This is a genomic window from Phycicoccus sp. 3266 (genome assembly GCF_031456495.1).
In the GTDB taxonomy this organism is placed as follows: Bacteria; Actinomycetota; Actinomycetes; order Actinomycetales; family Dermatophilaceae; genus Pedococcus.
In genome coordinates this window covers 688,194-700,761 of the sequence record NZ_JAVDUW010000001.1, presented here as the reverse complement: position 1 = coordinate 700,761, position 12,568 = coordinate 688,194, and the positions used below count along the sequence as shown (strand labels likewise).

The window sequence follows — 12,568 nt, the reverse complement described above, 5'->3', positions numbered from 1 at the left end:
GCGCATGCCCGTTGCACCCTCGGGGCCCGAGGTGCGCGGACGGACCACCTGCTGGGACCCTCTAGGATCGACCGGGATCCCCAACGTGAAGGAACACCGTGAAGATCACAGTCGTCGGGCTGGGCAAGATCGGCCTGCCCCTCGCCGTCCAGTTCGCCAAGTCGGGCCACGAGGTCCTCGGAGCAGACGTCAACGCAGGCGTCGTGGAGCAGGTCAACGCCGGCACCGAGCCGTTCCCGGGTGAGGCGCACCTCGCGGAGTACCTCGCCGAGGTCGTCCCCGCGGGCAACCTGCGGGCCACCACCGACACCGCCGCCGCGGTCGCCGAGAGCGACGCCGTCGTCGTGGTCGTGCCGCTGTTCGTCGACGAGGAGGCCCGCCCCGACTTCGGGTGGATGGACTCCGCGACCGACGACATCGCCCGCGGCCTCAAGCCGGGCACCCTGGTCGTCTACGAGACCACCCTCCCCGTCGGTACCACCCGCACCCGGTGGAAGCCGAAGCTGGAGCAGGGCAGCGGCCTCACCGAGGGCACCGACTTCCACCTGGTCTTCTCCCCGGAGCGCGTGCTCACCGGCCGCGTCTTCGAGGACCTGCGCAAGTACCCCAAGCTGCTCGGCGGCCTGTCCGACGAGGGCGCCAAGCGCGCGGTCGAGTTCTACGAGCAGGTGCTGCAGTTCGACGAGCGCCCCGACCTCGCCCGCCCGAACGGCGTCTGGGACCTCGGGTCCGCCGAGGCGGCCGAGATGGCCAAGCTCGCCGAGACCACCTACCGCGACGTCAACATCGGCCTTGCCAACCAGTTCGGCGCCTTCGCCGCCAAGAACGGCATCGACGTCTTCCAGGTCATCGAGGCCAGCAACTCCCAGCCGTACAGCCACATCCACCGTCCCGGCATCGCCGTCGGCGGGCACTGCATCCCGGTCTACCCGCGGCTCTACCTGTGGAACGACCCGGACGCCACGGTCGTCCGTGCCGCCCGCGAGGCCAACGCGGCCATGCCGGCATACACCGTCGGGCTCACGGTCGGCGCCGCCGGCGGCTCGCTCGAAGGCAAGACGGTCGCCGTGCTCGGCGCCTCCTACCGCGGCGGGGTCAAGGAGACCGCGTTCTCCGGTGTGTTCGCGACCGTGGACGCCCTGCGCGAGGCCGGCGCCTCCGTCGTGGTCCACGACCCGATGTATGCCGCGGACGAGCTCGCGAAGTTCGGCTGGGACGCGTACTCCGTCGGTGAGCCGGTGGACGTCGTCGTCGTCCAGGCCGACCACGCCGAGTACCGCGACCTGTCCGCCGCCGACTTCCCGGGCGTCCAGGTCGTCGTCGACGGCCGTCGGGTCCTGGACCCGGCCCGCTTCGACGGGGTGCGCTTCCTCGTCGTGGGCCAGGCCGAGAAGGTCGGCTGAGCGTGACCGCCCGCATCGTCGACTCGGCCGACGTCTCCCCGGAGGCGACCGTCGGTGACGGCAGCTCGATCTGGCACCTCGCGCAGGTGCGCGAGGGCGCGACGCTGGGCAGCAACTGCGTCGTCGGCCGCGGTGCCTACGTCGGACCCGGCGTGACGCTCGGCGACAACTGCAAGCTGCAGAACTACGCCCTCGTCTACGAGCCGGCCGTCCTCGAGGACGGCGTCTTCGTGGGCCCGGCCGTCGTCTTCACCAACGACTTCTACCCCCGCGCGGTCAACCCGGACGGCACGCTCAAGAGCGGCGCCGACTGGGAGGCCGTGGGGGTCACCTGCCGCACCGGCGCGTCCATCGGCGCCCGGTCCGTCTGCGTCGCCCCCGTGACCATCGGCCGCTGGGCGCTCGTCGCGGCCGGCTCGGTCGTCACCAAGGACGTCCCCGACTTCGCGCTCGTGGCCGGTGTGCCGGCCAGGCGCATCCGCTGGGTCGGCAAGGCCGGCACCCCGCTGGAGCCCGGCAGCGAGCCGGGCACGTGGGTGTGCCCCACGACCGGCGACACCTACCTCGAGAACAACGACACCCTCACGGAGGCCTGACCGCCATGTCCCAGACCACCAGCACGGCGACCGGCGAGTTCATCCCGCCCGCCAAGCCGCTCATCGGCGACGAGGAGCGCGAGGCGGTCGACCGCGTCCTGCGCTCCGGGATGCTCGCGCAGGGCCCGGAGGTCAAGGCGTTCGAGGAGGAGTTCGGCGCCCACTTCGGCCTCGGCCGCGCCTGCGTCGCCGTCAACTCCGGCACCTCGGGCCTGCACCTCGGCCTGCTGTCCTCCGGCGTCGGCCCCGGCGCCGAGGTCATCGTCCCGTCGTTCACCTTCGCGGCGACCTGCAACTCGGTCGCGCTGACCGGTGCGACCCCGGTCTTCGCCGACATCAGCGCCGACGACTTCTGCCTCGACCCGGCCGCCGTCGAGGCTGCCATCACGGACAAGACCGTCGGCATCATGCCGGTGCACCTGTACGGCCACCCGGCCAAGATGCCGCAGCTGCAGGAGGTCGCCGACAAGCACGGCCTCAAGGTGTTCGAGGACGCCGCGCAGGCCCACGGCGCCTCGCTCGGCGGCACGCCGGTCGGCGCGTTCGGCCAGTTCGCGATGTTCTCGCTCTACCCGACGAAGAACATGACCGCCGGTGAGGGCGGCATGGTCTCCGTCGCCGACGACGAGACCGAGCGGCTCATGCGGCTCTACCGCAACCAGGGCATGCTGCAGCAGTACCACAACGAGGTCGTCGGCCTGAACAACCGCATGACCGACATCCACGCCGCCATCGGCCGGGTCCAGCTGACCAAGGTCGACGGCTGGACCAAGCAGCGCCAGGACAACGCCGCGTTCCTCTCCGCGAACCTCGAGGGCGTCACGCCCCCGCCCGTCGCCGAGGGTGCCGTGCACGTCTACCACCAGTACACGGTCCGCGTGCCCCAGGACCGGGACGGCTTCGCCAAGGCGCTGCGCGAGGAGTTCAACGTCGGCTCGGGCATGTTCTACCCGGTGCCGAACCACCAGCTGAAGCCGTTCGCCGGCACCACGTCGGACTCCGACCTGCCGGAGACGATGAAGGCCGCCGCCGAGTGCCTGTCGCTGCCGGTCCACCCCTCGCTGAGCCAAAGCGACCTCGAGCGCATCGTGACCGCGGTGAACACCCTCGCGAAGGCGGGTGCCTGACGATGGCGAACCTGCGCGCGGGCCTCATCGGCCTCGGCATGATGGGGCGCCACCACGCCCGTGTCCTCGGCTCGCTCGAGGGCGTCGACCTCGTCGCCGTGGCGGACCCGGGTGGTGACGTCCACGGTGTCGCCGGCGGCCGTCCCGTCCTCGAGACGGTCGAGCAGCTGATCGAGACCGGCATCGACTACTGCATGGTCGCGGTCCCGACCGCGTTCCACGAGCAGGTCGGTCTCGCCCTGGCCGAGGCCGGGGTGCACGCGATCATCGAGAAGCCGCTCGCCCAGGACACCCCCTCGGCCACGCGGCTCGCGGAGGCGTTCGCGGCCAAGGGCCTCGTCGGCGCCGTCGGGCACATCGAGCGGTACAACCCCGCCCTCCAGCAGGCGCGGGCGCGGCTCGAGGCCGGCGAGCTCGGCGACGTCTACCAGGTGACCACGCGGCGCCAGGGCCCGTTCCCGGCCCGCATCGCCGACGTCGGCGTGGTCAAGGACCTCGGCACCCACGACATCGACCTCACCGCCTGGGTGACCCAGCAGGAGTACACCTCGGTCGCGGCGCGCACGGCATACAAGTCGGGGCGCGAGCACGAGGACCTCGTGGCGGTCGTGGGCCAGCTGGCCAGCGGCACGGTGACCAACCACCTCGTCAACTGGCTGTCGCCGCTCAAGGAGCGGGTCACGGTCATCACCGGCGAGCGGGGCACGTTCATCGCGGACACCCTCACCGCCGACCTCACGTTCTACGCCAACGGCGAGATCCAGACCACGTGGTCTGGCCTCGCGCAGTTCCGCGGCGTGTCCGAGGGCGACGTGGTGCGGTACGCCATCGCCAAGCCCGAGCCGCTGCGCGTGGAGCACGAGAACTTCCGCGACGCGGTCCTGGGCAAGGACGCCGACATCGTCACGATGGAGCAGGGCCTGAGCACCGTGCGGGTCGCGGAGGCGTGCATCGAGTCCGCGAAGACCGGGCGCTCGATCGACCTCACCGCGGCGGCGCTCGACTCCACCTCCTGACCGTGGGCGCGCCGCTCGTCCGCATCACGGCGCGGCTGTTCGCACCCGAGGTGGCCGCGGCGGCGTTCCGCCTGCGGACCCTCGGGCAGGCGTTCGCCGACACGGGGTGCCGGGTCGAGGTGCTCACCACCCGGCCCCCGGCCGGCTCGGCCCCGGCGGACGACGGCGCCCTGCGGGTGTCGCGCTGGCCGGCCCTGCGGGACGAGAACGGCAACATCCGCGGGTACGTCCAGTACCTCAGCTACGACCTGCCGCTGGTGCTGCGGGCGCTGCTGCGCCCCCGCCCGGACCTGTACGTCGTCGAGCCGCCGCCGACCACCGGCGCGGTGATGCGGGTCGTCGCCGCGCTGCAGCGACGGCCGTACGTCTGGTTCGCCGCCGACATCTGGAGCGAGGCGTCCTCGGCGGCCGGCGCACCGGGCTGGGTCAGCCGGGCGCTGCGGTTCGTCGAGTCGCGGGTGCTGCGCGGGGCACGGGCGGTGCTGTCGATCTCCGACGGCGTCACCGAGAAGGTCGAGGCCCTGGGCGTGCCCGCCGAGCGGGTCGTCACCGTGGGCAACGGCGTCGACACCAGCGTCTTCCGCCCCGACGGGCCGCGCACCGAGGCCGCGGAGCCGTACTTCGTCTACACCGGCACCATGTCGGAGTGGCAGGGCGCCACCGTCTTCGTCGAGGCCCTCGCCGAGCACCGGCGGCGCGGCGGCCGCAGCCGGCTCGTCTTCGTCGGCCAGGGCAGCGAGCTGCCGCACCTGCGCGAGCTCGCCGAGCGGCTCGTGCCCGGCGCGGTGGACTTCCCCGGGGTGGTCGCGCCCCCCGAGGCCGCGACCTGGCTGCGCGGGGCGCAGGCGGCCCTGGTGTCGATCCGCCCCGGCCTGGGCTACGACTTCGCCAAGCCGACCAAGATCTACGCGGCCACGGGCTGCGGCACGCCCGTGGTGTTCGCCGGGGTGGGGGCCAGCCGCCAGCTCGTCCACGACGAGGGCCTCGGCTGGGCGGTGGACCACGACCCGGTGGCCGTCGCCGACGCCATGGACGCCGCCACCACGGGAACGGTCCCGGCGGCGGACCACCTCGTCACCTGGACCGCCGCGAACGCCTCGCTCGACGCCGCCTGCCGCGCCGCCGCCGCGGCCGTGCTGGAGCGGGTCGGACAGGTCCCGGCACGGTGAGCGGGTCCGGCGCGGTGAGCGGACCCGGCGTCGTGAGGGGGCCCGGCGCCAGGCCGCGCGTCGCCGTCGTCCACGGGACGCTGCGGGTGCCGCCGACGTACTTCACCCTCGAGCAGGCGCTGCCGCTGCGGGACCGGTTCGAGATCGAGTTCCACGCCCTCGCGACGCAGATCGCCGAGCCGCTGCCCCTGCCCGTCCACGACGCGCTCGGCCTGCACCGGGTGCCGTTCCGCCGGCGCGAGTTCCTGCTGCCGCTGGTCCTCGGCCGCCTCTCGCGGGAGCTGCGGCGGTCCGGGCCGGACCTGCTGCACCAGCAGTTCGGCACGTGGTCCAGCCCGGCGCGCCACGCCGCGGCCGCGCTGCGGGCGCCTCTGCTCGCCACCCTGCACGGCTCCGACGTCTTCACGACCTCGTATGCCGGGCGCGACCCCCGCTACGCCTGGCACCGCCGCAACGTGCTCGGCGTGCTCCACGAGGCCGACCGCGTGTTGTGCGTGAGCCGGTTCCTGGCCGACGCCGCCGTGGCCGCCGGCGCCGACCCCGGCCGCGTCGAGGTGCACCACCAGGGCGTCGACACCGACTTCCTCACGCCGGGGGAGGGGCCGGACGCCGCTGCCGGGGCGGGACCGCCACGGGTGCTGTTCGTCGGACGGCTCGCGGCGTACAAGGGCGTCCCCGACCTGGTCGAGGCCTCGCTCGACCTCGCGCGGCGCGGCGTCGAGCACGAGCTGGTCCTCGTCGGGGACGGCCCGCTGCGGCCGGTCCTGGAGGAGCAGGCCCGCAGAAACCCCCATCTCACGGTGGCGGGCCCGCGGGACCGGGAGGGGGTCCGCGACGCGCTGCGCGGGGGGCACGTCCTGGTCCTGCCGAGCACGCCCCGTGAGGCTGCCGGTCTCGTCCTGCTCGAGGCGCAGGCGTGCGGCGTGCCGGTGGTCGCGTACGCCAGCGGTGGCAAGCCCGAGATGCTCGAACCGGACCGCACGGGCTCCCTGGTGCCCCACGGCGACGTGACGGCCCTCGCCGACGCCGTCGCCGGCATACTCGGCCTCGACCCGGCCGAGCACGCGGCCATGGCGGCGCGGGCCCGCGAGTTCGTCGTGACGCAGCGCAGCATGCCGGTCAGCGCCGCCGCCCTCGGCGAGCACTACGAGGCGCTGCTGGGCTGAGGCGCGTCAGCGACGGCGCAGCCGCTGCAGGCGGCCGCCCACGAGGGTGCGCACCTCGCCACGGCCGGCGACCAGCCACGCCGCGAGGAAGAGCACGGCGGTGCCGAGCTGCGCGACCGCTCCCCACTGCTGCTGCCAACCGACGACGCACGCCGCCCCCACGGCGACGACCGCGACGAGCAGCCTCAGCACCAGGCCGGCCCACTCGTGGCCGTACCGGCGCCAGGTGGCCACGAACGGCACCCCGGCGATGATCGTCGTCCCGGCGAGGTACCCCAGGGCCACGCCCATCGGGCCCATCGACGGCACGAGCAGCAGCCAGGCGACGACGCCCACGAGCATCCCGGCCAGGCTGGCGAGGGTGGTCAGCAGCATCCCGCGACGCTCACCGGTGGTGATGGCGTTGACGCTCGCGACGCCGAGGGTCGTGGCCAGCACCGCGGCCAGGAGCACCGGCAGCAGGCGCCCCGTCTCGACGTAGGCCGAGCCCCAGATGAGGGCGACGACGAGCCGGCCGCACAGCGCGAGGGTCCCGAAGACGGCGACCATCGTGACGAAGAGCGCGCGCGTCGCCTGGTCGGTCTGGCGCCGGAAGCCCTCGACGTCCGCACGCCCCCACGCCTCGGCCATGGACGGGAACAGCACGAGGCTGAGCGAACCGGCGAGCAGGGAGGCCGGGGTGGCCAAGGTCATGGCGGCGGCGTAGTGCCCGGCCTCCGCCTTGTCCGAGACGGCCTTGACGACCAGCATCGACAGCTGGAGGAAGCCGGCGCTGGCGATCGAGCCGGCCGCGCCGAGCGCGACGAACGAGTCGATCTCGCGGCGCAGGTCGCGGTCGAGGGTGCCACGGGAGCCGTGCGGCCAGCCGGCGAACGTGTAGAGGCCGTACGTGCACGCCAGCGGCAGCAGCAGCGCCGGCCCGCGCACCCCGGCGGCGAGGGCGATGCCGGTCGCCACCAGGCCCAGGCTCGAGGTCATGACGTCCCAGACGGTGCCGCGCCACACCTCACCCACGCCGTACTGCACGCCCCGGCTGAACGCGTACCCGCTGTAACCGAGCACGAGAAGCACCACGCACAGGGCGCCCGGCACGCTGACGTCCTCGCCGGAGGTGAACCACCACAGCGGCGCGGCGGCCACCCCGAGCAGCAGACCGGCCTGGACGGTCCGCCGGGACAGGTGCGCGGCCACGGCCCGGGCCTGCTCGGGGTCCTGGGCGCCACGGGCCCGCGCCAGGAACTTGGCAGCGGCCGATCCGGTGGTCGTCGGCCACAGCAGCGACAGCAGCATGGCCAGGGAGATCGCGCCCTGGAACGCGCCGAGCACGGCCGGCCCGGCGAGGCGACCGACGAGGGCGTTGGAGAGGAACCGCAGCGCCCCCTGCGAGCCGGTGCCCATGAGGCCGAGCAGCCCCCGCGTGGCCATCGACGTCGTCACCGGCCGGTCGAGCCGGACCGGCCGGAAGAGGACGGCGCGACCCGACGCGGGCTGGTCGGACGGAGTGGTCACGTCAGCGGCCGAGCAGCCGGGTCACGAGCGCGTGCGAGGTGGCCACGTCGGTGGCGCTGCTCAGCTCGTGCGCGTGGCGGTCGGACGCCGCCTTGTATGCCGTGACGGACTCGGGCGTGAGGGTGCGCAGGGCCTCGACGAAGGACTCGCCCGAGTAGTCGGCGCTGACGACCCCGAGGCCGTGCTCCCGGACGAACCGCGCCATCTCCGGCGACGGGCTGACGGCGAACGCGAGCCGGGCCTGCAGGAAGTCGAACAGCTTGTTCGGCAGGCAGTTCTCCATGTTGAAGTTGTCCGGCGGCAGCGAGAACACGCCGACGTCGTAGGCGTTGAGGGTGCGCGGCAGCTCCGACGGCGGCACCGGGTCGTGGATCGTGACGCGCTCGCTGCCGCCGGCCCGCTCCTGCAGGGTGCGCAGGTACCTGCCGCCGTCGCCGGCCGGGACGAGGTAGAGGTCGAGCGTCAGGTGGGGGAGGGCGAGGGCCGCGTCGACCAGCATGGTCAGGTTGCGGTTCGGCTCGGCCCCGCCGCTGTGCACGAGCCGCAGCGTGCCGTCCTCGGGCACCGGCTGCGGGGTCAGGGCCTCGAACGGCCGGGCGTTGCGGACGAGCTCGGGGGTGACGCCATAGACCCGGGCGTACTCCTCGACGAGGCTCTGGGCGACCGTCGTCACCGCGGCGCAGCGCGGCAGGTAGGTGCGGCACATGTGGTCCATCAGCGGCGCGACCATGTGCCGCCAGACGAAGTACTGGTCGCGCTGGCCGGGCGCCCACTCGTGCATGTCGCCCCAGACCGGGGCGCCGCCGGCGACCTCGAACGCGAACGCCAGGGCCCGCGCGTCGTTGGCGACGACGAGGTCGAACGACTGGCCGGCGAGCGCGCCGAGTGCGTACTTCACGGCGGGGGCGTCGAGCTCGGCGCTGCGCAGCCGGTGCAGCGCCAGCTTCACCACGCCGACCGGCGTCTGCGGCAGCGTGAGCGCCGAGTCGGGGACCTGGACGTGGGAGGTCGCGTGGGCCGGGGTCGGCCCGTAGCCCACCGTGGTCACCTCACCGTGCTCGGCGAGCACCGCGAGCTGCCGGAGGACCCGTGCGTCCCGGTGGATCGGGGACAGGGAGATGCACAGGATCCGGGGGCTCGGCACGTCGGAATCCTATGCGAGCGCGACGTCCCGGCCCGCGTGCGCCTCGACCAGGGCGGCGACGGCCCGGTCGGCGGCGTCGCCGGTGCCGTACGGCGCGGCGTCCGTCGGGGAGGGGGCCGGGCGCGCGACGGCGACGGCCAGGGTCGACGGGTCCGGCACCAGGACGTTCCAGCCCAGGTCCACCGTCTCGGTCCACTCGGTCTCGGTGCGGATCGTGGTGCAGGGCACCCGCAGCAGGAAGGCCTCCTTCTGCAGCCCGCCGGAGTCGGTGACGACACCCACGCTCGACATGACCGCGCGGATGAGTGCCGGGTAGGGGAGCGGGTCGGCCACCGTCAGGGCCCCACCGGCGAGGTCGAGTCCCATCTCCGCGGCCTTGGCCCGCAGCCGCGGGTGGGCCAGGAGCAGGACCGGCTCGTCGAGGCCGGCCAGCGCCTGCACGATGGCCCGCAGGCGCTGCGGGTCGTCGGTGTTCTCGGCCCGGTGCAGGGTCGCGACGCGGTACGGCGCGCCCTCGTCCAGGCCCGGGGGCAGCTCGGGCTCGCGGTCGGCGACGGCGTCGCGGACGGTGAGCAGCACGTCGGTCATGACGTCACCGACCATGACGCTGCGCGCGGCCAGGCCCTCGTCGGCGAGGTGTCGCATGGCCACGTCGGTGGGGGCGAGGCACAGGTCGGCGGCGTGGTCGGTCAGCACGCGGTTGTGCTCCTCGGGCATGCGCCGGTTGAACGAGCGCAGACCGGCCTCGAGGTGGGCGAGCGGGATGTGCATCTTCACCGCGGCGAGGGCGCCGGCGACGGTCGAGTTCGTGTCGCCGTAGACGAGGACCCAGTCCGGTCGGTGCGTCTCCAGCACCTCGTCCATGGCGGCGAGCATGGCCCCGGTCTGGCGGCCGTGGGTGCCCGAGCCGACCGCGAGGTGCACGTCCGGCTGCGGGATGCCGAGGTCGCGGAAGAAGACGTCGGACATCCCGGCGTCGTAGTGCTGCCCGGTGTGCACGATCACGTGCTCGCTGCCGGCCCGCTCCAGGGCCGAGGCAACGGGTGCGAGCTTGACGAACTGCGGGCGCGCGCCGACGACGCTGAGGACCTTCACGAGCGGAACCCTACTGGCCCGGGGACCGGGACCAGACGCCGCGCCGGGGCCGTCGGTTGGGGTCCGGGGCGCCTCCTGGCCTATCCTCGACGGCGGCCCGGTGATCCCGGGCCCGTGGACGCGAGCACAGGACGACGAGGAGAGCGCGGCATGGCCGGACGGTCCCCGTCGGGCTTCCGCGCCGACGTCCAGGCCCTGCGGGCGCTCGCGGTCACCGGCGTCGTGCTCAACCACCTCTGGCCGAACCGGCTGACCGGCGGCTACGTCGGCGTCGACGTCTTCTTCGTCATCTCGGGCTACCTCATCAGCCTGCACCTTCTGCGCGAGCTGACCACGACCGGCTCGGTCGACCTGCTCGCCTTCTACGCCCGCCGGGCCCGCCGCCTGCTCCCGGCCGCGCTGCTCGTCGTCACCGTCACCCTGCTCGCCATGCTCCTGGTCGTGCCCGTGACGGTGTGGGACCGGAACATCGGCGAGGCGGTCGCGTCGACCCTCTACGTCGAGAACTTCCAGCTCGTCCGGCTGTCGGTCGACTACATGGCCCACGACCAGGCGGCGAGCGCGTTCCAGCACTACTGGTCGCTGAGCGTCGAGGAGCAGTTCTACCTGCTGTGGCCGGGCCTCCTGCTGGCCGCGGTCGCGCTCGGCCGCCGCTGGGCGGCGAGCCGCGCCGAACGGGATCCCGCCCCCGTGCTGCGGTCCGTGGCCACCGGGGTGTCGGCCGTCGTGCTCACCTCGCTGGTCCTCAGCGCCCTGCAGACCGCCCACAACCCCACGGGCGCGTACTTCCTCACCTGGACCCGCGCCTGGGAGTTCGGGGTCGGGGCCCTCGTGGGCGTCCTCGCCACGGCACGTCTCGGGCGCGTGGCCGAGGGCCGGCAGCGGCCCCGGCCCCTCGTGCCCGCCACCGTCGCGGGCGGCCTCGCGGTCGCGGGGTGGGCGGCCATGGGCGTCGCCATGGTGGTGTTCGACGCGAGCACGCCGATCCCCGGCACGTGGGCCCTGCTGCCGGTCCTCGGTGCCGCAGCCGTGATCGCCGGGGGCGAGGGCCGGGCCCGGGCGCCGCTCGCGCCGCTGACCGGCCTGCGGCCCGTGCAGCTGCTCGGTGACGTGTCGTACTCGGTCTACCTGTGGCACTGGCCCCTCATCGTGGTGCTGCCCTACGTGACCGGGGAGGACGGCAGGCTGACCCGCGCCCTCGTGCTCGCCCTCACCGTCGTGCTCGCGTGGTCGACCCGCCGGTACGTCGAGCTAGCGGGCCAGCGCTGGGCCCCGCTCAAGGCGACCCGCCGGCGCGCCTTCGTCGCCACCGCCGCAGGGATGGCCACCGTCCTGGCCCTCTCCGGCGGTCTGGTCCTGGTGGGCGACGCCCGGACCGCGGCGGCGGCCGACCGGCTCGCCGCCGCACGCACGGGGAGGTGCTTCGGCGCCGCGGCCCTCGACCCCGCCTGCGGGGACCCGTACCGCATGCCGCTCGTCGGTCCCGTGTCCGCCGCCGACAAGGACTTCCACCCGGCAGCACCGTGCGCCGAGGACCCGGACACCACCGTGGCGGACTGGAAGCCGCGGACCGACTGCGACTTCTCCGGTGGGGACGACGCGGCCCTGTCGGTCTTCCTCGTCGGCGACTCGCACGCCCAGATGTACCTGCCGGCGCTGGCGCGGGCCGCCCGGCAGGAGGGCTGGCGCGCCACCGGCATGGCGATCGGCGGCTGCCTGCCGTTCAGCGTCCCGCAGTCGCCACGCGGCATACCGGGACGCGCGGCGAAGGTGTGCCCGGGCTTCGGGCCGGCCATCGACCGGGCGATCGCGCAGGACCACCCCGACGTGGTCGTCGTCTCGGTCGCGAGCACCCGCGAGTGGCTCCAGGACGGCTCCGGCCGCGGCCAGGACGAGCAGTACCGCGACGCCATGGCGGCCGCCTTCGGCCGGTGGCGGCAGCAGGGTGCCGTCGTCCTGGGGCTGGTGGACGTGCCGAACAAGCCCGGCGTCCTCGACCCGGGGTGCACCAACCAGCACCTCGACGACCTGTCGGCCTGCTCGGTGGAGCGCTCGTCGGTCGCCCGTCCGGGCCCGTTCGAGAACGCGATGCGGCAGCTGTCGCGCGGCACCGGCGCGGTGGCGCTGGTCGACCTCACCGACCACGTCTGCGACCCCCGGACGTGCCGCAGCGTCGTCGGCGGTGCCAACGTCCTGCACGACACCAACCACCTCAGCGCCACCTACTCGGCCACCCTCGGGCCGTACCTCGCCCGGGCGGTCCGCGAGCACGCGCCCGACGACGGCTCCTGAGCCCGCGCGGCGTGCGCCCGGCGGCACACCTAGGGTGAGGGTCGTACGCCG

At 74.1% G+C, this 12,568-nt stretch carries 10 protein-coding genes; 7 read left to right on the top strand and 3 right to left on the bottom strand.

Annotated elements, in window-relative coordinates; genetic code table 11:
* The first annotated feature begins 98 nt into the window (after positions 1-98).
* Genes J2X64_RS03385 through J2X64_RS03360 form a run of 6 tightly spaced genes read left to right on the top strand, consistent with a single transcriptional unit; the run spans position 99 to position 6,477 of the window.
* On the top strand, positions 99-1,403 hold the full coding sequence (locus tag J2X64_RS03385; protein ID WP_310149605.1) for a nucleotide sugar dehydrogenase: 1,305 nt from the start codon (positions 99-101) through the stop codon (positions 1,401-1,403).
* A gap of 2 nt (positions 1,404-1,405) precedes the next feature.
* A complete protein-coding gene (locus J2X64_RS03380; protein WP_310149602.1) occupies positions 1,406-1,999 on the top strand; it encodes an acyltransferase in 594 nt (197 codons plus the stop codon).
* A gap of 5 nt (positions 2,000-2,004) precedes the next feature.
* A complete protein-coding gene (locus J2X64_RS03375) occupies positions 2,005-3,126 on the top strand; it encodes a DegT/DnrJ/EryC1/StrS family aminotransferase (RefSeq protein WP_310149598.1) in 1,122 nt (373 codons plus the stop codon).
* A gap of 2 nt (positions 3,127-3,128) precedes the next feature.
* Entirely contained in the window at positions 3,129-4,142 is a 1,014-nt protein-coding gene (locus J2X64_RS03370; protein WP_310149596.1) for a Gfo/Idh/MocA family oxidoreductase, read from the top strand.
* 2 nt (positions 4,143-4,144) lie between these two features.
* Positions 4,145-5,311 carry a glycosyltransferase family 4 protein gene (locus tag J2X64_RS03365; RefSeq protein WP_310149588.1) on the top strand — a complete coding sequence of 389 codons (1,167 nt, stop codon included), beginning with the start codon at positions 4,145-4,147 and terminating at the stop codon, positions 5,309-5,311.
* Positions 5,308-6,477 (top strand): glycosyltransferase, encoded by a 1,170-nt coding sequence (locus J2X64_RS03360; RefSeq protein WP_310149585.1) that lies wholly within the window; start codon positions 5,308-5,310, stop codon positions 6,475-6,477. Before J2X64_RS03365 ends, J2X64_RS03360 begins: the two co-directional genes overlap by 4 nt.
* A gap of 6 nt (positions 6,478-6,483) precedes the next feature.
* Here J2X64_RS03360 and J2X64_RS03355 read toward each other — a convergent pair whose 3' ends face one another.
* From J2X64_RS03355 to wecB, 3 genes are read right to left on the bottom strand one after another with little or no spacing between them, the layout of a single operon-like run.
* On the bottom strand, positions 6,484-7,986 hold the full coding sequence (locus tag J2X64_RS03355) for a lipopolysaccharide biosynthesis protein (protein ID WP_310149582.1): 1,503 nt from the start codon (positions 7,984-7,986) through the stop codon (positions 6,484-6,486).
* 1 nt (position 7,987) lies between these two features.
* Positions 7,988-9,130: a glycosyltransferase gene (locus J2X64_RS03350; RefSeq protein ID WP_310149578.1), complete on the bottom strand. Its 1,143-nt coding sequence runs from the start codon at positions 9,128-9,130 to the stop codon at positions 7,988-7,990.
* Between the two features lie 9 nt (positions 9,131-9,139).
* Positions 9,140-10,225: a non-hydrolyzing UDP-N-acetylglucosamine 2-epimerase gene (gene wecB, locus J2X64_RS03345; RefSeq protein WP_310149575.1), complete on the bottom strand. Its 1,086-nt coding sequence runs from the start codon at positions 10,223-10,225 to the stop codon at positions 9,140-9,142.
* 150 nt (positions 10,226-10,375) lie between these two features.
* Here wecB and J2X64_RS03340 point away from each other — a divergent pair, with 150 nt between their 5' ends.
* Positions 10,376-12,517 carry an acyltransferase family protein gene (locus J2X64_RS03340; protein WP_310149573.1) on the top strand — a complete coding sequence of 714 codons (2,142 nt, stop codon included), beginning with the start codon at positions 10,376-10,378 and terminating at the stop codon, positions 12,515-12,517.
* The last annotated feature ends 51 nt before the right edge of the window (positions 12,518-12,568 follow it).